The organism is Nocardioides aquiterrae (genome assembly GCF_039526625.1).
Lineage (GTDB): Bacteria > Actinomycetota > Actinomycetes > Propionibacteriales > Nocardioidaceae > Nocardioides > Nocardioides aquiterrae.
The window spans coordinates 7,684-25,648 of record NZ_BAAAJE010000009.1; the positions used below are offsets into that span (position 1 = coordinate 7,684).

Here is a 17,965-nt window from a genome sequence, read left to right on the forward strand (position 1 = left end):
CGCGGCCGCCGACGAAGTGGATCCGCCGAGCGACACCCACGGTGACGCTGCCTACCGGCGCGACCTCGTGCGTGCGCTGCTGCCGCGCGCGCTCCGTGTTCCGGTGGAAGCATGAGCGCGCCGCCCGCCGATCCTCCAACCTGGTCCGGCCGGTCCGTACCGCGTGCGGAGGATCCGGCGATCATCCGCGGATGGGGCAGCTACGTCGCCGACATCGCGGCACGCGACCGGGGCGTGATGTATGCCCGGTTCGTTCGGAGCACCATCGCCTCCGGCCGGATCATCTCGGTCACCGTCCCGCCTGACGTGGTCGCGTTCACGGCCTCCGACCTGGTCGGCGTCCAGCCGATCCGCGCGGTGCTGCACCGGCCCGACTTCGTGGACGTGGCGACGCCGATCCTCGCCGAGGACGTCGTCCGGTTCGTGGGTGACCCGATCGTCCTGGTGCTGGCACGTACCGAGGCAGAGGCCGAGGATGCCGCCGAGCGGGTCACGGTCGAGCTCGAGCCGCTACCCGCCGTCCTGTCTGCCGACGAGGCGCTCGCCGATGGGGCCCCCCTCGTTCACGACTCGGTTCCGGCCGATCACCCCAACGCGCCGAACACCGTCGTCGACGGCCGGATCGCCACGCCGGGCGCGGAGGAGGCGTTCCGGCGCGCGGACCACGTGGTGGCCGTCCGCGTCAGCTCGGGCCGGCAGAGCGCCATGCCGCTCGAGGCGCGGGCTGCGCACGCGGCCTACGACCGGGGCACCGGTCGTAGCACGCTCCACGCGACGTTGCAGATGCCACATGTCACCCGCACCGGCATCGCCGACTGCCTGGGCATCGCGGAGGACGACCTGCGCGTCGTGTCCCCCGACGTCGGTGGTGGCTTCGGGGCGAAGATGGCCCTCGCCCGGGAGGATGTGGCGCTGGTCTGGGCCTCGCGCCATCTGCGCCGCGACCTCGCCTGGATCGAGACCCGCGAGGAGAACTTCCTCGCCGCCTGGCACAGCCGCGAACAGGTCTACGACGTCGAGGGCGCCTTCACTGCCGAGGGCGAGCTGCTGGCGCTGCGGGGGGACTTGATCTGCGACGTCGGCGCCTACTGCTGCTATCCGGTGACCTGGGCGGTCGAGCCGCTGATGGCGCTCGCGGAGCTGCCCGGCCCCTACAAGGTCTCCGAGTACGACGTCCGCTCGCGGGCGATCACGACCAACAAGTGCCCCATCGCGCCGTACCGGGGCGTATCCCGGCCCATGCAAGTGCTCGCCATGGAACGCCTGCTGGATGTGGCCGCCGAGGAGATCGGGATCGACCGGGTCTCGATCCGCGACATCAATCTCGTCTCCGAGTTCCCGCACCGAGCTCCCACGGGGCTGGTGCTGGATCTCGCATCTCACCGGGAGACCCTCGCCACCGCCGCGCAGCTCGCCGACCTCGACGACTTCGAGGCACGACGGGCCGCAGCGAGGGAGGAAGGGCGGTACCTCGGCATCGGCTTCTCCTGCTTCGCCGAGCGGACTGGATACGGCACGCCCGCCTTCGCTGCCCGGTCCCGCCCGTTCGGAGCGGACGGGACGAAGAAGTCGCTGATCACCCCCGGCTTCGAGCGGGTCGTCCTCACCATGGATCCGTCGGGTGGCGTCACCTTGCGGATCGGCGCGTCCCCTCACGGACAAGGGCTCAAGACCACGCTGGCGCAGGTGGTCTGCGACGAGCTCGGACTGGACCCGAGTCAGGTCAGGGTGATCGCGAGCGACACCGACGCGACCCCGTACGGGTGGGGAAGCTTCGCGAGCCGCGCCATGGTGATCGCGGGCGGCGCCTCGATGCTGGCCGCCCAGGATCTCGCGGACCGGCTCCGCACCCTCGCGGCCGACCGACTCGGCGGGTTGCCCGGCGACGTCGAGCTCAGCGGCGGTCACGCCCGGTTGCGTGGCGGCGACGCCACCGTGCCGATCGCCGTTCTCGCTCGGGACACCTATCACTCCTCACATCTCATCCCCGACAAGGGTGAGCCGGCCCTGGAGTCCGTAGGGCTCTACGACCCCTCCGGCACCTTCGCCAACGCCTGCCACCTGGCGGAGGTCGAGGTGGACCCTCTCACCGGAAACGTCACGATCAACCGGTTCCTGGTGGCCGAGGATGCCGGCAGGCTGATCAACCCGGCCATCGTCGACGGGCAGATCCACGGCGGTGTCGTCCAGGGCATCGCGAACGCACTCTTCGAGGAACTCGTCTACGACGACCGCGGTGTCCTCGTCACCACCTCGCTCATGGACTTCCTGCCACCCACGATCCTCGAAGTCCCCGACATCGAGGTGGCCCACGTGTACACGATCTCGCCGGCCTCGGTCACCGGCGCCAAGGGTGTCGGAGAGGGCGGCACGATCGGGGCACCCGCGGCGATCGCCAACGCGATCAGCGACGCGCTGCGCCCGTTCGGCGTCGGCGTGTTCCACCTACCGGCGACACCGCATCGGATCCGCACGGCGATCCGCGAAGGTCGCGACCTGCAACTGAACCGCCACTCGTCCGTCACGGAGGTCACGGCATGAGCTCGAGCAACACCACCCCCTGCCGTCTGTACGTGAACGGCGATCGCTACGACATCGATGTCGAACCGCGACGCACCCTCGCGGACGCGCTACGCGACGACTGCGGCCTGACGGGCACCCACCTCGGCTGCGAGCACGGGGTCTGCGGCGCCTGCACGGTGCTCCTCGACGGGCAACCGGTGCGCGCATGCCTCATGTTCGCCGTCCAGGCAGAGGGATCGTCCGTGCGCACGGTGGAGGGTCTGGCACCCGACGACGTGACACTGCACCCGGTTCAACAGGCGTTCTGGGACAACCACGGACTGCAGTGCGGGTTCTGCACGCCTGGGTTCCTCACCCTCATCGCCGGTTACCTCGAGGAGCACCCGGACGCCGAGGAGAACGAGCTGCGGGAGGTTCTCTCCTCCAACCTGTGCCGCTGCACCGGATACCAGAACATCATCAAGGCGACGCTCGCTGCCCAGAAGCTGCTCAACGGCAAGCAGACCGAGCCCGGCGGCGTGCAGGAACCAGCATGATCGGAGCCCGCGCAAGACGCATCGAAGATCCCGTGCTGCTTCGCGGCGCGGGGCGCTTCGCCGCCGACACCGTCCGCGCCGGCGAGCTCCACATGCGGGTGGTGCGGTCGCCGGTCGCTCACGGGCGAATCCGCCGGGTCGACGTGTCCCAGGCACTCCTCGTCGACGGCGTCGTCGGTGCCTGGACGTACGCGGACGTCAGCGACCTACCCGCCATCGGGTTCCGCCTCACCCCTCGGCCAGAGCTGCTCCCCTACCGACAGCCTGTGCTCGCGCGCGACGAGGTCAGGTATGTCGGCGAGCCGGTCGCGGTGGTGTTCGCCACCTCCGCCTACATCGCCGAAGACGGGGCCGAACGGGTCGACGTGGAGATCGATCCCCTCGACGCCCACCTGGACCCGGACGCTGCCCCCGTCACCTGGATCGATGCTGACCACGCCACATGGGCGGCCGGCACCGGTAGTCGCCTGGGCGCGCAGGACTCCGAGGCGACCACCTTCGTCGAGGAGTACGGCGACGTCGATGACGCCTTCCAGAAGGCGGAGGAGCTCGTCGAGAACGGCACCCACCGCGTCGTGACCGTGGATGCCCGGATCGGCCGGCACTCCGGAGTTCCGATGGAGTGCCGTGGCCTCGTCGCCATGTACGACGAGGCCGAACAACAGCTCGTCGTCGACGGCGCAGCCAAGGTGCCGTTCTGGAACCGCGAAGCCATCGCCGAGATGGCGGGCCTGCCGCCGCACCGCGTGATCGTCCGCGAGACGCACGTCGGCGGCGGCTTCGGGCCACGTGGCGAGCTCTACCCCGAGGACGTCCTGGTCACGGTCGCCGCGATGCGGCTACGACGGCCGATCAAGTGGATCGAGGACCGACAGGAACACCTGGTCGCCACGAACCACTCCCGCGGCCAGCACCATCGCATCCGCGCGCTCGTCCGTACGACGGACGGGTTCATCGAGGCGATGGACTGCGAGTTCACCCTCGACCAGGGCGCCTACGTCCGTACCCACGGCGCCACCGTCGCGTCGCTGACCGCGTCGATGCTCCCCGGCCCGTACGTCGTGCCGCACTTCCGGGCCCGCGCCCGGGTGCGGCTGACCAACAAGACTCCTGCCGGGACCTACCGCTCGCCCGGTCGCTACGAGGGCACCTTCGCGCGCGAGCGCCTCGTCGACAAGATCGCCCGCGAGCTGCAGCTCGACCCTCTGACGCTGCGCCGTACCAACTTCATCCCCGCGGACAAGATGCCCTACGAGCGACCGATCCAAGCCATGGGCACCCACCTCGTCCACGACTCAGGCGACTACGCGCTGCTCCTCGACAAGGTCTGCGAACGGTACGACTTCGACGGCATCCGAGCCGAGGTCGAACAGCGTCGAGCGGCAGAAGAGATCGTCGGTTTCGGGCTGGCCTACTTCGTCGAGAAGAGCGGCATCGGGCCTTTCGAGGGTGCCCGGGTCACGGTGGACGGCGCCGGCCAGGTCACCATCACCTGCGGCGCCAGCTCGGTGGGCCAAGGCGTCGACACCGTCCTCGCTCAGGTGGTGGCCCACGCTCTGCAGATCCCGCACGACGCCATCAGGGTCGTCCGCGGCCGGACCGACCAGTTCGAGTACGGCCGCGGGGCCTTCGCCACCCGGCTCGCGGTGATGGCCGGGTCAGCGGCCGCGAACGCCGCCGAGGCACTCGTCGAGAAGTGCCGCCGAGTGGCCGCGCACGAGTTCCGCGTCAGCTTCGAGGAGGTCGCGCTCCACGATGGGGCGATCGAGCTGGTCGATGACCCGGGCCGACGGCTCACCCTGGGGGAGATCGCCCGTCTCCTGGAACCGGTCCGCGCCGGCATGCTCAAGGAGGACCCCGGTCTCAGCGCCGACGGCTGGTTCCGGAGCGACCACATGACCTACCCCTACGGCGTCCACGCCGCGGTCGTGGCGATCGACCGCGGGACGGGCAACCTGAGCATCGAACGGTTCATCGTCGGCTACGACGTCGGTCGGGCGCTGAACCCGACCCTCGTCGAGGGCCAGATCGCCGGTGGTGTCGCACAAGGCATCGGGGGCGCCGTCTACGAGGAGTTCCTGTACTCCGAGGACGGCACTCCCCTGTGCACGACGTTCATGGACTACCTGATCCCGACCGTCCTCGAGGTTCCCGACGTCGAAGCCCTGATCACCGAAGACGCGCCCAGCCCCATCAATCCCCTCGGCGTCAAGGGCGCCGGCGAGGGCGGCACGACCGCGGTCGCCGCGGCCATCGGCTCAGCCGTCGACGACGCCCTCCGGGTCCCGGACGCCATCACCTCGGTGCCGATCCGTCCGAGTCTCCTTCGGCGGCTCGTCGACCACGTACCCACCCCCTAGGAAGGCCCCCGTGTCAGCCCTGCCTCCCACCGTCCGGGTCGCTGCAGTCCAGGCAGCCCCCGTGTTCCTCGACCGCACAGCCAGTGTCGCCCGTGCCGCCGACCTCATCGCCGAAGCGGGCTCACGAGGTGTGCAGCTACTGGGCTTCCCCGAGGGATTCGTGCCCGGACACCCGGGGTGGGTCGAGCTCCAACCCTTCGACCTCCGCGCCCAGGATCTCGGTCGGCGCCTCTTCGCGGAGGCCGTCGAGGTCGACGGCGATCACCTGGATCCGATCCGCGACGCCTGCCGCGACCATCGGCTCACGGCCGTCCTCGGAATCTGTGAGCGACGGCCGGGAACCACCGGCACCCTCTTCAACTCCCAGGTTCACGTGGATCCCGACGGGGCCATCTCCTGCCACCACCAGAAGTTCGTCCCCACCATCGGCGAGCGCATCGTGCACGCCCCCGGGACGACCGGGACGTCGAACTCCTCGCCGTGGGCGGGGGGAACCGTCACCTCGCTGATCTGCGGGGAGAACTCGCACCCGATGGCTCAGTACCTCTCCTCGCTGCGCTATCCGACCGTGCACGTCGCGTCGTGGCCCCAGCACTTCAGTCCGGAACTCGCCATGCGTGAGGCGATTCGAGTTGCCTCGCGTGGTCTGGCCTACTCGCTCAAGACGTTCGTCCTCAACAGCGTCACCACCATCTCGGCCGGGATGATCGAGGCCTACGGCTACGGCGGCGCAGAGGAGTACCTCGGGGATCCCGCTTCGTCGGGCCGCGCCTCGGTGGTCGCTCCGTGGGGCGAGATCCTCGTCGAAGCCGAGGACGACGCCGAGCAGCTCGTAGTCATCGACATCGACCCGTCCGCTGTTGTCGTCCCGAAGATGGTGCACGACGTTGCCGGCCACTACGACCGCCCCGACGTCTGGCGGTCGGTGCTCGACACCCACGGGTGACCCCACCGAGGCGTGGCACCCTGGCCATTTCGATTTCAATACCATAGAATCTTGTTTACCTATATTGACATCGAGAAGACCCAGAAGAGCGGAGCCACGCCATGCGCGTCGTCGACATGACCCACCCGTACAGCATCCACACGCCCGGTTGGGTCGGCTACGCGGGCAACAAGATGTACTACACCCAGAATCTGCAGACGAACCAGATCGTGTCGCAGCGCATCGAGTCCTCACTCCACACCGGCACCCACCTCGACGGCCCGATGCACGGCACCGACGGCGGCCTGGACATGGCGTCTCTCCCGCTGGACAAGCTCATCCACCCCGGCGCGATCGTCGACGTGTCGGACGTCGTGAGCGACTGGGACCTGATCGAGCCTGAGCACATCACCCGCAACGTGGAGATCAAGAAGGGCGACATCCTGATCATCCACACCGGCTTCATCGACTACTACCAGGACATGCCCCGGCAGGACCTGGTCCGCTACTTCACGATGCACCCCGGCGGCAGCGCACGCCTCGCCGAGTGGATGGCCGACATGGAGATCCGCTGGTGGGGCATCGACGCGGGATCCGGGGACCACCCGATGAACACCACGATCCGCAACATGCGCCCCGACCTGCTGAAGAAGTTCGAGGAGCACGTCGGGATGTCCTACAAGGAGTTCTTCGGCGAGTACACCTACACGCACCACATGTCCGGCCGGGAGATCACCTCCGACATCTTCCCGATGCACCACCTGGCCTTCCAGGACGGCTGCATCCACGCCGAGAACGTCGGCGGCGACCTGAAGTCGGTGCTCAACCAGCGCGCGATCATCGGCGCCTTCCCGTGGAAGATCGAGGGAGGCGAGGCGTGCCCGTGCCGCATCATGGCCTTCTTCGACTGCGGTCCGGACGAGGTCATCGAGGGCTTTGCCGGCACGAGCGCCTGAGGCTGGGAGACATACCGACATGCTGCTCAAGAACGAGTTCGAGATCGACGCCGGCGTCGACCGCGCATGGGAGCTCCTGACCGACCTGGCACGGATCATGCCGTGCATGCCGGGCGCTGCGCTCGAGGGTGTCGAGGGCGACAACTACCTCGGCAACGTCAAGATCAAGGTCGGGCCCATCGGAGCCCACTTCCGCGGGACGGCGCACTTCGCCCAGAAGGACGACGCCACCCACAGTGCTGTCATCGCCGCTGCCGGCAAGGACCCCAAGGGTCAGGCCGCGGCGAACGCGCAGATCCACGCCCGGCTCGAACCGGTCACGCCCACCCGCACCAGAGTGCTGATCGACACCGACCTGGACATCTCTGGACGGATGGCGCAGTTCGGTCGGGGCGCGATCGCCGACGTCAGCAATCGCCTGATCGGCCAGTTCGTTGCGAACATCTCCGTCCTCCTGACCGAGCCGGCCGGGGGTGCCGCGAACGGCGTTCCGTCCGGATCCCAGGCGCCGGCGCCGGCCGCCCCCCACGAGACCACCTCGGCACCGAACCCTCCGGCCGCCGCGTTCCCCGCGGCCCCGGCGGGTGGGGGCGAGGCGAGCATGGACCTGATGGCCCTCGTCGTGCCGATGGTCAAGGAGCGCTACGGCCAAGCGATCATCGGCGGGCTGATCGGGTTCCTGCTCAGCTGGTTCGCGTTCGGACGCCGTGTTCGCAGGGACGGCACCCGGTGAGCGCTCGCCTGCACTCGCTCAAGCCCGGCGAGCTCGATGCCGACCAGCAGGCCCTCTACGACAGCATCGCGGGCGGTGATCGGGCGAAGGGCACCCAGCACTTCCCACTCAGGGCCCCCGACGGATCGCTCAACGGCCCGTTCGGGGTCATGCTGCACGCGCCCGGTGTGAGCACGAGTCTGCAGGAGCTCGGCGCGACGATCCGGTATCGGACGTCCCTGACCGCCCGAGTCCGCGAGATCGCGATCCTGATGGTCGCTCGCGCGGTCCAGAGCGACTTCGAGTGGTGGGCGCACGAACGCGTCGCTCGCGCCGTGGGCCTGACCGACGTCGAGCTCCAGGCGCTGGCGGCGAGCCAGTTCACCTCGGCCGACCCGGCCGAACAGGCAGCTGCCGACCTGTGCGCCGGACTTCTCTCTGGCAAGCCTTTCGAGGACGCCGCCTACGCCGAGCTGGTCGCACGGCTCGGAGTCACCGCCATCATCGAAGTGACGACGCTGGTGGGCTACTACCGAACGTTGGCGGACCTGATGCGGACCTTCGACGTCGGCGTCCCCGACACGGAGTGATCTCTACCGATCGGGACCGTCGAAGCGGAGCTCGTCGAGCGATGTGACCCGCTGTACCGATACGCCGCGATGCCGGCCATACCTGTCGAGCAGGATGGCCGGCATCGCGGCGTTCTGTGCGCCGGCGATGTCGTTCTCGAGCGAGTCGCCGATCATGAGGCACTCCCCGGGGGCTGCTCCCAGCGCAGCGCACGCCGCCGCGAACGCACGCGGATCGGGCTTGGCAGCAGGGAGCTCGGAGGAGGCGAAGACCGGGATGCCGAGTTCGCCCAGCCCGGTGGCCCTGACCTTGCGCCGCTGATCAGCGGCGTCCCCGTTGGTGAGGATGCCGACGGCGAGACCTTGTCCCAGGGCACGACGCAATGCCGGTACCGCGTCCGGGAAGGGGCGCCAGGCTTCGACGTAGGCTGCCCAGTACTCCGCGAACGCATCGTCGGCTTCGCTGTCCGAGAACACCTGCGGTGCGAGGAACTCGCGCACCCTGGCGCGCCGCTGTTCCTCCTTGGTGAGTGCACCGGACTGGAACCAGCGGTAGTGCTTGGACTCGAGGAGGGTCCAGCGCGTCTCGCGGTCGTCCGGGTCGGGTACGGGCCGCTGGCTCGAGCTCCAGGCGAGCAGTGCGTCGCGAGCTGCGCCGCGGTGGTCGAGCAACGTGTCGTCGAGGTCGAACAGCACGGCCGAAAGCCGCGGGGAGCGCGCCCGATCGGCGTGCCCCCCGCGGCGGTTCGCGGGTCCGGGGTCGGTCAGCGGAAGCCCGGGTGCGAGGCGCTCTCGGGGAGCTCGATCTTCTCGCTGGCCAGGTCGGCAAGGACGCCCTCGAACTCCGTCTTGAGGTCGTCGCTGACCGCGGCGGAGTCGGAGTAGTCCAGCGCTTCCAGACCCTCGCTGCCATAGGTGAGGTTGTAGGTCTGGACCTCCTTCAGACCGTTCTTCGCCTGGTCCATGAGGTCTTCGATCACGACTCGCCAGTTCATGTTCACCGTCAGGACCGACGCAGTCGGTGCCCACTGCTTGGCGTCACCGCCCCAGGTCGCGCACTGGGCCTTCGCCTCTTCGCAGAGCCGCAGTCCGCCGACGGCGTCCTCCGTGCCGGACACCAGGTACACCTGCTTGATCCCCTGGTCCAGGAGAGCCTGAACCTGCTCGCGGTTCGCCTGAACGTCCGTGAAGCTGTTCGTGCTGAGCTTCACGGTCTCGAAGTCCGGGTTCGCGGCCTTCCCGCCGAGGTCGCAGCCCTGCTCGATCTCGGTCTCGAACGGCGCGCCCTGCGCGTCCACGATGCCGATCCGACCGTCGGGCGACAGCTTGGTCAACAGCCAGCACGTCGAGTACCCGATCTCGAGGTAGCTGGCGGTCACCGAGTTCAGGTTCGGCGACTGCGTCGTGCCGAACGAGGAGACCGCCATGGGGACGTCCGGATAGTCCTTGGCCACCTTCTTCGCCGTGTCCGCGAGGACGAAGGTCGACATGAGCATGACGTCGGCCCCGCCGTCGAGCATCTGCCGGATCACCGGCTCAGCGCGGGTGGCGTCGTAGGCATCGAACGTCTCGACGCTGCTGACGCCACTGTCATCGGCCTTGATGGCCTCGACGGCGTTGTGCCATGCGGCGCTCCAAGGCTCCACCTCGGGCCGGGCCTCCTGGATGAGACCGATCTTCGTCTCATCGCCGCCGCCGGCGCTCGCGGCGCCGCCGTCCTTACCGCCGCAGGCGGAGAGCGCTAGCGCCGCAGCCATCACGGCGGCCAGTCCTGCCAGTCGCGTCCTGTGTCCCATGCCTCGTGACTCCTCTGTGTGGGCCGAGATGAGTTCAATACGATTCAACAGAGTTGATCGCGTTGAATCTAGGCCCTCGTCACGCAGTGGTCAATGCAGTTGAAGTGATTTCAATCGAATCGTCACCTGATTGACGCACCGCCCAGGACTCGATGAGGTCGGCAGCGTCCATCACCAGTCCGAGGTTGAGCGAGATGATCTTCAGCGCGGCGTCCTCGAGCTCGTCATTGGTGCCGGCTACGCAGTCGCGGACGACGATCACTCGATAGTTCCGGTTCGAGGCGTCGAACGCGCTGCTCAGGATGCAGCAGTCAGTCATGCACCCCGTGAGGACGACGTTCCGTACGTCCATCTGTCGCAGGAGGAAGTCCAGGTCGGTGGGATAGAAAGCAGACACCCGCTTCTTCGTGGTCACCACCTCGTCCTGGGGGAGGACCTCCGTGACCAGCCGGGTCCAGGGGCTGCCCTCGATGCCGTGCTGGTCGATGTTGGGAATTCCCCCGACGAATTCCGAGAACGGCAGCCGCCAAGCGCTCGGGATCCCGTTGATGTCGTCGATCCCGGACGGTCGTAGGCCGGTCCGGACATGGATCACTCGCGCGCCGAGGTCCCGGCCTCGGCGATGGACATCGTCGACCCGTTCGACGATCGCCCGCGCACGCGGCGCCGGGCAGGGGCACTCCGGACTCTCCGAGAGATGTCCGTCGTGCATGTCGATCGACACGAACGCCGTGCGCGCCATGTCGAAGTACGGCTCGTAGGACCCGTCGTCAGGAAGAGGGCGCCTCTGTCCGTAGAGGTAGGAGTAGTCGGTCATCTGAGGCCTTTCCGGCGGATGAGGACACCTACTGCGTGAGTGTCCGAGGAGCGTGGGAGTGCATACGCGTGCTGGCCACGAGCATGAGGATCACGACGACCCAGGGCAGTGCCCCGAGTAGCTGGACGGGGATGTCGGAGCCTTGCGTGACTCGCAGCTTGAGGGCGTCGAGGAGCGCGATGAGGAAGGCGCCAGCCACCGCTCCCGGAACGCTCCAGCGCCCGAGGATCACGATCGCGATGACGATCAGCCCCCGACCGTCGACGATGTTCGGCTGGTAGGAACCCACGGCCCCCAGCGACAGGGAGGCGCCGCCGAGCCCAGCGAGAGCACCGCAGGCGAGGAGCGCCATCGTCTGGACCATGCGGGGTGAGCGGCCACGCTTGCGCACGGTCTCCGGCTCGTGACCGGTGGCCGTGACGGTGAGGCCTGCCTGGGTCCGGGAGAACAGCAGGTAGACGACCACGCACAGCACGATCGCCATCCAGTAGAAGACATTCTGCGCGAACAGTGCGCGGCCAATCAGCGGGATGTCGTCGAGGCCGGGGATCGAGATGAGGTGCAGCTTGGGGGTCGCGCCCTGGTTGTTCTGCTGGACGTACAAGAAGTTGGCCAGTCCCGGCAGCATGACGAACAAGGCGAATCCGACGAGAATCGCGTTGCCGCGCAGCCAGACGGCGCCGATGGCCATCACGCCTGCGACGAGCGACGCGGCGACGGCGGCGAGCAGGATCGCGGGGGCCAGCCCCCAGCCGCCGACGGCGACGGCGAACGCCGTGAACGCACCGGCGGTCATGTAGCCCTCAAGGCCGATGTTCATCACGCCAGCACGCTCCGAGATCAACTCGCCCAGAGCGGCGAGGAGCAGCGGAATCATGAGCCGGACGGAGCTGTTCATCACCGCTTCGAACGTCTCCACGGCAACCTCCTCTTCTGGATGCTGATCTCTCTGGTGGCGCTCCGCCCGCGGTGGATCGCGTAGGCGAGCAGGATGAGACCGAGGACGACCTGGACGATTTCCGGCGAGACGTTGGCACCGACCTGGAGGCCGTCGCCACCGTGCAGCAGGGCGCCGAGGATGAAGGCGGCCACCACGCTGCCGACGGCGGTCAGGCCGCCGAGGAGCGCGACGAAGAGTCCCGCATACCCGACGGGATCGGCGACGGTCGGGTAGAGCTGCCGGTCGATCGTGACCACCTGCATCCAGCCGCTCAGCCCGGCGCCGACGCCACCGAACGCCATGAGGCCGATGAGGTACCGGCGCCGGCTGATGTGGGCCTGCCGGGTCAGCTGCTGGTTCGCCCCGAAGACGCGCAGCCGGTACCCGACCACGGACCGGTCGAGCGCCCACAGCAGAGGCACGAAGGCCAAGGCGATGAGGATGCCGTAGTGGGCACGAGTGCCGGGGATGAGGATCGGGAGCGTGGAGTTGTCGGGCACCAGATCGGACTGCGGCAGGTTGGCGTAGTTGCCCTTGAACGGCCCGTTCAGCAGCCAGCCGATCACCGAGATCACGATGAAGTTCATGGCGAGGGTCGTAATGATCTCGTTCACGCCGAACTGGGCCTTGAGCCAGCCGGGTATCGCGGCGACGATCGCGCCGGTCGCGGCCGCCGAGACTCCGCACACGACGAGAGAGACCGCCTGGGGTTGACCGCCCAGGTGGAGTGCGAGCCACGTGGCCGCGAGGGCACCCGCGGCGAGTTGGCCTGGTGCACCGATGTTGTAGAGGCCGGCTCGCAGCGACGGGACCAGGGTCAGCGCGACGAGCAGCAGCGGGGTAGCCCGCACCAAGGTCTCGCTGAAGTTCCGGGTGCTGCCGAACGTCGAGTTCCAGATCGAGTTCCATGCGAGGACCGGGTCGACGTCGACCGCCTCCAGGACCGCGACGAGCACCAGGATGCAGGCACCGATGGTCACAGCCAGCGTCAGGAGGCGGCCGGCGAAGCCGGGACCTTCGACGGAGGCGACCGACTCCGGGACTTCCGCGTCAGGGGTCTCGACCCCGTCTCGGACCAGGGTCATGCCACACCTCCCATGAGCTGACCCAGACGCTCGGCGTCCTGGTCGTCGGGCGAGATCTCGCCGACGATGCGTCCGTCGAACATGACGACGATGCGATGAGCGATCTGGCGGAGCTCGTCGAGATCGGGGCTGATCATGACCACGCCGGCGCCGTCGGCTGCGGCCTGGAGCAATGCGTCGCGGACCTCGGAGATCGCTCGCACGTCCAAGCCACGGAACGGATTGTGCGCAACGACGAGAAGGGGAGCCTCCTCGAGCTCGCGGCCGACGACCGCCTTCTGCTGATTGCCTCCTGACAGTGCCCGCATCGGCTGGTCCGGATGGCCGTACCGCACGTGCGAGTCGTCGAGAAGGCTGACGACGTGTTCCCGTACGCGGTCGCCGTTGAACCACAGGCCGGCCTGGGTGAAGGTCCGGCGTCGATGGCTGTGCAGGAGGAGGTTGTCGACAAGCGACAGATCGAGCGCCACGGCGTCGCGATGGCGGTTCTCGGGGATGTACGCCGCGAAGTCCTTGCCCTCGCGGACCATGCTCCCACCCTGCGGACGAATGAACCCGGCCAGCACCTCGGCCAGCGTCGTCTGGCCGCTTCCCACGACGCCGGCGACGCCGACGATCTCGCCTGCGTGCACGTCCAGGTCGAGGCCCTTGAGGGCAGCCTCACCGGGCAGAGGCGCCGGCGCCACCATCCCCTTGACGGCGCAGATCCGCTTCGTCTCCGTGCCGGTGGTGGCGACGGCGCGAACACCAAGGGCGACCTCGAGGAGCTCCTCCTGCCCCACCTCGGACTCCTTCGCGACGACCTGTCCCACCATCTCGGTGGCGAGCTGCTCGACGGTGACCGTCCCGGACTCGTGGCTGCCCACGACTCGCCCGCGGCGCATGACGGTGATGCGGTCAGCGAGCCGGATCACCTCGCCCAGCTTGTGGCTGATGTAGACGACCGAGCCGCCCTCGGCCGCGAACTTGCGGATGATCTCACCGAGCGCGACCGCCTCGTCGGTCCCCAGGGCCGCGGTCGGCTCGTCGAGCACCAGGACCTGGGCACCGCGGGCCATCACGATCAGGATCTCAAGCCGCTGCCGCTGGCCGACGGCCAGCTGCCGCACGGGGAGGTGCGGGTCGATGGCGCCGCCGAACCTCTCCGCCAGCTCGGTGATGGTGCGGCCCGCGCGCCTGCGGTCGGCGACGGCCCCGCTGGGTACGGCGAGAAGGAGGTTCTCGGCACCGCTGAGCTCGGCGATCAGGCCGCCTTCCTGCTCGACGAACCCGACGCCCTCGTGGAAACCTGCGGCGGAGCCGGTGAGGTCGGACTGGGCACCTTCGAACACGAGGCGTCCGTGGTCTGCCGACATCTGTCCCGCCAGGATGCGCATCAGGGTCGACTTGCCGGCACCGTTCTCGCCGACCAGGGCGTGAACCTGGCCGGGCTTCAGGTCGAAGTCGACGCCCTGCAGGGCGACAACCGATGCAAATGTCTTGGATACGGCCCTCAGCTGGACCCGTGGCTGATCAGGCATCCCGCTCCCTCGTGGTGGCCGGGGGTCGTCGTCGTCGCCCCCGTCAGTTGAAACGGCCTCAACCACATTGAACCCTCTCGCTGCCGCCAACGGAACCACTTCCCTTGCTCTGCTCGCCGATGATCGATGCCCGTCTCGCATGCTGTCGGCCGAGTTTCGCTGGATTGAATGACCTTCAATTGGGTTGAATGTAGTCGCGAAGCCAGACCAAGGGAAGGGATATCCGCCATGTCGTTGCAGGTTGTGCTCGACGAATCGTTCGAGGCGCGGGTCGAGACGGTGACGGACGCGTCGCCGTTGGATCCGCACCAGGTTCGCGTCCAGGTCGCGTGTGCCGGTCTCAACTTTTGGGAGGTGCTGCAGCGCCGTGGCCGGGCCCCGATCCCTGCATCGAGGAGGTTGGGGACCGAGGGTGCCGGCGTGGTGCAGGAGGTCGGCGCTGCCGTGACCGACTTCCGTCCCGGGCAGCGCGTTGCCTGGTCGAGGGTGCCCGGCAGCTTCGCGGAGGCCGTGGTCGCTCCGGCCACGGCCCTCGTCAGCGTGCCGCAGGAGGTCGACGACGCCGCCGCGGGGGCGCTGCTCTTCCAGGGCCAGACGGCCTCCTACCTCTGTCACCACACGTGGCCGCTCGAACGCGGCGAGACCGCGGTCGTCACCGCTGCTGCCGGCGGCGTCGGCCAGCTGCTCAGCCAGTTGCTGAGCGCATCGGGCGTGCGCGTGATCGGCGTGGTCTCGTCCGAGGCCAAGACCGACGCCGCACGCGCTGCCGGCGCTTCCGACGTCCTCCTGTACGGCGACGGCCTCGCAGAGGACGTACGCGCACTGGCGCCTGGCGGGGTCTCGGCGGTCTACGACGCCGTCGGCGCAGGCGTCGCCGAGCCGCTGCTGAGGACCCTCCGGCCGCGCGGCGCGATGGTGCTCTACGGTTCGGCGTCTGGTCGGGACGCCGACATCTCCGCGAAGGATCTCGGCGCCGGGTCGTTCTATCTCACCCGTACCGCCGGTCGCGACTACCTCGGGACCGACGAGCAGATGCGCGCGACCGGCGAGCAGCTGCTCCAGTGGGTCATCGACGGAACGGTGCGTCCCACGATCGGCGCGACCTATCCCCTGGCCGAGGTCGGCCGCGCACTGGACGACCTGGAGAGTCGCAGGACCATCGGCAAGGTGCTGCTCCGCCCCTGATCGACCACGGGCTCGCGCGCAGGAGTCTCGCTCAGGCAGTTCTATAGAGTTCAATCTTGTCAATGCCATTGAAAGGCGCTTCACTGGACGCCGAGCCAGAGGAGGCACTCCGATGACCGACACACTCCTGCCCGGCATCTCGTCGGCCGACCATCCGTTCCTCCACGAAGAAGTCTTCGGCGTGGCGGGCGGTCAGCTGCGCGGCCACGTCCCGCTGTACGTGAACGGTGCGTTCGTCACGCCTGGCCACGGGGGGAGCCGCCGGCTGATCAATCCAGCCACGGGTCATGACCTGGGCACCGTCGTGGAGGCTGATGCGGCTGACGTCGCTGCAGCCGTCGAGGCAGCCGAGACTGCCTTCCGAAGTGGGATCTGGTCGCGAGCGTCCAGCCGGGACCGCGCGATCGTCCTCAACAGGCTTGCTGCGCTCATCGATGAGTACATGCAGCAGATATTCACGCTCGAGACGCTCGGCAACGGCCGGCCTACTCGGGAGACCCAGGCGCAGCTGTCGCTTCTCGGCGACTACTACCGGTATGCGGCGAGTCTCCTGCTCACCCGCCGCAGCGAGGTGATGCCTTCCAGCGGTCACCACCACATCTACACACACCGCTCACCGGTGGGTGTGTGCGCGATCATCACGCCGTTCAACCACCCCATGCTGATCCTGGCCGGAAGCCTGGCCTTCGCGCTCGCCAACGGCAACTCGGTCGTGGTGAAGCCATCCGAGTTCACGCCGGTGACCACGGTCCTGCTCGCGGCTCTAGCGGTAGAGGCGGGTCTCCCACCGGGGGTCTTCAACGTCGTGACGGGCGGCGCGGAGGTATCGGCGGCGCTGGTGAGCGACGTCCGCGTGGCGAAGGTGAACTTCACCGGAGGCACGCGAGGTGGGCTGGCCATGGCCGAGCTGACAGCCAACCGGCCGACGAAGCTGACCATGGAGCTGGGCGGGCACACCCCTGTCGTCGTGTTCGACGACGCAGACCTCGATTCCGCGGTGAACGGCGTGACGTTCGCCAGCTTCATCGCGGCCGGCCAGACGTGTATCGCGGCGTCCGTGATCCTGGTGCAGTCGGGCATCCACGACGAATTCGTCGAACGACTCCGGTCGAAGGCGGAGTCGTTGCGCATCGGTGACCCGTTGTCAGAAGAGACCGACCTCGGCCCGGTCATCTCCGCCGACCGGCGCGCTGCCGTGATCGACGCCACCGAGCGAGCGGTCGCCCAGGGTGCGCGCCTCGTCACGGGCGGCGGCGCCGCTGAACCCGGCTCATCGGCTCACGCCGACGGGTTCTACGTCCGGCCCACCATCTTGGCCGGCGCGTCGCCCGGAATGGAGATCTTCGACGAGGAGGTGTTCGGACCCTTCGTCGTGATTGCGAGGTTCGACGACGAACAGGAGGCGATCGAGATGGCGAACGGCTCTCGGTACGCACTCGGCGCCGCAGTCTGGACCGAGTCCGTGGGTCGCGCACACCGTGTGGCGCAACGCCTTGACTCCGGGATCTGCTGGGTCAACGACCATCACCGGCTCGAAGTATCGGTCCCCTGGGGCGGCTACAAGCTGTCCGGCACCGGGAAGGAAGCGGGTGTCGAGGCGTTCGACGACTTCTCGCACCAGCGGGCGGTGATCGTCCGAACCGAAGAGAGCCCGGACTGGTACACCTCGAGCGGCCAACGGCTCAACTGATCCGAACCCGCAACGGAAGTCTCACGACGCGCACCGAACAACGGACAGGGAACGTAGGCGACCACTGCCTGAGCCCGGGGTTCGTTCGCTCGGGTGGGGCGCAAGGGAGGTCGCACGTTCGGACGGACCGTGCTCTGCGGCATCCGGGTAGGTACGCGGCAACTCTCCCCTGGCACCGATGGCCGTTCCGGGTTCGGGCGTCGACGACCCCGGGTCAGACGCCGCGGAACCGGTTGATCTCCTCGAGGTGCCGGTCGCGCATCTCGTGGTCGCGGACGCCGAGGCCTTCCTCGGGGGCCAGGCAGAGCACGCCGACCTTGCCCTGGTGGGCGTTCTGGTGGACGTCGAGCG

Annotated in this window: 15 protein-coding genes and 1 pseudogene; 10 read left to right on the forward strand and 6 right to left on the reverse strand. The window is 68.4% G+C overall.

The features are described 5' to 3' along the window. From ABD086_RS25305 to ABD086_RS11660, 8 genes and pseudogenes are all read left to right on the forward strand, one after another. Positions 1-115, forward strand: a pseudogene (locus ABD086_RS25305) (hypothetical protein); the annotation flags it as partial. After that, positions 112-2,541, forward strand: a complete 2,430-nt coding sequence (locus ABD086_RS11630) for a xanthine dehydrogenase family protein molybdopterin-binding subunit (protein WP_343907696.1) — start codon at positions 112-114, stop codon at positions 2,539-2,541. The pseudogene ABD086_RS25305 and the gene ABD086_RS11630, both read left to right, overlap by 4 nt. Continuing rightward, entirely contained in the window at positions 2,538-3,059 is a 522-nt protein-coding gene (locus tag ABD086_RS11635) for a (2Fe-2S)-binding protein (RefSeq protein WP_343907697.1), read from the forward strand. The genes ABD086_RS11630 and ABD086_RS11635 overlap by 4 nt, the downstream gene beginning before the upstream one ends. After that, positions 3,056-5,419 (forward strand): xanthine dehydrogenase family protein molybdopterin-binding subunit, encoded by a 2,364-nt coding sequence (locus tag ABD086_RS11640; RefSeq protein ID WP_343907698.1) that lies wholly within the window; start codon positions 3,056-3,058, stop codon positions 5,417-5,419. The genes ABD086_RS11635 and ABD086_RS11640 overlap by 4 nt, the downstream gene beginning before the upstream one ends. Positions 5,420-5,429: 10 nt before the next feature. Beyond that, the gene (locus ABD086_RS11645; protein WP_343907699.1) at positions 5,430-6,365 is read left to right on the forward strand and encodes a nitrilase-related carbon-nitrogen hydrolase; all 936 of its coding nucleotides are present in this window, start codon (positions 5,430-5,432) and stop codon (positions 6,363-6,365) included. A gap of 101 nt (positions 6,366-6,466) precedes the next feature. Further along, a complete protein-coding gene (locus ABD086_RS11650; protein WP_343907700.1) occupies positions 6,467-7,300 on the forward strand; it encodes a cyclase family protein in 834 nt (277 codons plus the stop codon). Positions 7,301-7,319: 19 nt separating this feature from the next. Further along, positions 7,320-8,033 (forward strand): SRPBCC family protein, encoded by a 714-nt coding sequence (locus tag ABD086_RS11655; RefSeq protein WP_343907701.1) that lies wholly within the window; start codon positions 7,320-7,322, stop codon positions 8,031-8,033. Further along, positions 8,030-8,602: a carboxymuconolactone decarboxylase family protein gene (locus ABD086_RS11660; protein ID WP_343907702.1), complete on the forward strand. Its 573-nt coding sequence runs from the start codon at positions 8,030-8,032 to the stop codon at positions 8,600-8,602. Before ABD086_RS11655 ends, ABD086_RS11660 begins: the two co-directional genes overlap by 4 nt. 3 nt (positions 8,603-8,605) lie before the next feature. On the opposite strand, the gene ABD086_RS11665 is transcribed toward ABD086_RS11660, so the two are convergent. The 6 genes from ABD086_RS11665 to ABD086_RS11690 form a co-directional block, all read right to left on the reverse strand. Next, positions 8,606-9,277 (reverse strand): HAD family hydrolase, encoded by a 672-nt coding sequence (locus tag ABD086_RS11665; protein ID WP_343907703.1) that lies wholly within the window; start codon positions 9,275-9,277, stop codon positions 8,606-8,608. A gap of 68 nt (positions 9,278-9,345) precedes the next feature. After that, on the reverse strand, positions 9,346-10,377 hold the full coding sequence (locus ABD086_RS11670; RefSeq protein ID WP_343907704.1) for a BMP family ABC transporter substrate-binding protein: 1,032 nt from the start codon (positions 10,375-10,377) through the stop codon (positions 9,346-9,348). A gap of 79 nt (positions 10,378-10,456) precedes the next feature. Then, on the reverse strand, positions 10,457-11,194 hold the full coding sequence (locus tag ABD086_RS11675; RefSeq protein ID WP_343907705.1) for a cysteine hydrolase family protein: 738 nt from the start codon (positions 11,192-11,194) through the stop codon (positions 10,457-10,459). Positions 11,195-11,222: 28 nt separating this feature from the next. Further along, complete coding sequence (locus ABD086_RS11680) at positions 11,223-12,113, reverse strand: ABC transporter permease (protein WP_343907706.1); 891 nt, start codon at positions 12,111-12,113, stop codon at positions 11,223-11,225. Then, positions 12,092-13,219, reverse strand: a complete 1,128-nt coding sequence (locus ABD086_RS11685) for an ABC transporter permease (protein ID WP_343907707.1) — start codon at positions 13,217-13,219, stop codon at positions 12,092-12,094. The genes ABD086_RS11680 and ABD086_RS11685 overlap by 22 nt, the downstream gene beginning before the upstream one ends. Then, positions 13,216-14,880: an ABC transporter ATP-binding protein gene (locus ABD086_RS11690; protein ID WP_343907708.1), complete on the reverse strand. Its 1,665-nt coding sequence runs from the start codon at positions 14,878-14,880 to the stop codon at positions 13,216-13,218. Before ABD086_RS11690 ends, ABD086_RS11685 begins: the two co-directional genes overlap by 4 nt. A gap of 27 nt (positions 14,881-14,907) precedes the next feature. On the opposite strand from ABD086_RS11690, the gene ABD086_RS11695 reads away from it, so the two are divergent. Both ABD086_RS11695 and ABD086_RS11700 read left to right on the forward strand, forming a co-directional pair. Then, positions 14,908-15,924 carry a quinone oxidoreductase family protein gene (locus ABD086_RS11695; protein ID WP_343907709.1) on the forward strand — a complete coding sequence of 339 codons (1,017 nt, stop codon included), beginning with the start codon at positions 14,908-14,910 and terminating at the stop codon, positions 15,922-15,924. 112 nt (positions 15,925-16,036) lie between these two features. After that, the gene (locus ABD086_RS11700; RefSeq protein ID WP_343907710.1) at positions 16,037-17,614 is read left to right on the forward strand and encodes an aldehyde dehydrogenase family protein; all 1,578 of its coding nucleotides are present in this window, start codon (positions 16,037-16,039) and stop codon (positions 17,612-17,614) included. Positions 17,615-17,965: the final 351 nt, after the last annotated feature.

Excerpts from the sequence above, each read along its gene's own strand:
- ABD086_RS11630 (WP_343907696.1), top strand. The coding sequence starts at position 112 with ATGAGCGCGCCGCCCGCCGATCCTCCAACCTGGTCCGGCCGGTCCGTA.
- ABD086_RS11635 (WP_343907697.1), top strand. The coding sequence starts at position 2,538 with ATGAGCTCGAGCAACACCACCCCCTGCCGTCTGTACGTGAACGGCGAT.
- ABD086_RS11640 (WP_343907698.1), top strand. The coding sequence starts at position 3,056 with ATGATCGGAGCCCGCGCAAGACGCATCGAAGATCCCGTGCTGCTTCGC.
- ABD086_RS11650 (WP_343907700.1), top strand. The coding sequence starts at position 6,467 with ATGCGCGTCGTCGACATGACCCACCCGTACAGCATCCACACGCCCGGT.
- ABD086_RS11655 (WP_343907701.1), top strand. The coding sequence starts at position 7,320 with ATGCTGCTCAAGAACGAGTTCGAGATCGACGCCGGCGTCGACCGCGCA.
- ABD086_RS11670 (WP_343907704.1), bottom strand. The coding sequence starts at position 10,377 with ATGGGACACAGGACGCGACTGGCAGGACTGGCCGCCGTGATGGCTGCG.
- ABD086_RS11675 (WP_343907705.1), bottom strand. The coding sequence starts at position 11,194 with ATGACCGACTACTCCTACCTCTACGGACAGAGGCGCCCTCTTCCTGAC.
- ABD086_RS11685 (WP_343907707.1), bottom strand. The coding sequence starts at position 13,219 with ATGACCCTGGTCCGAGACGGGGTCGAGACCCCTGACGCGGAAGTCCCG.
- ABD086_RS11690 (WP_343907708.1), bottom strand. The coding sequence starts at position 14,880 with ATGCGAGACGGGCATCGATCATCGGCGAGCAGAGCAAGGGAAGTGGTT.
- ABD086_RS11695 (WP_343907709.1), top strand. The coding sequence starts at position 14,908 with ATGACCTTCAATTGGGTTGAATGTAGTCGCGAAGCCAGACCAAGGGAA.
- ABD086_RS11700 (WP_343907710.1), top strand. The coding sequence starts at position 16,037 with ATGACCGACACACTCCTGCCCGGCATCTCGTCGGCCGACCATCCGTTC.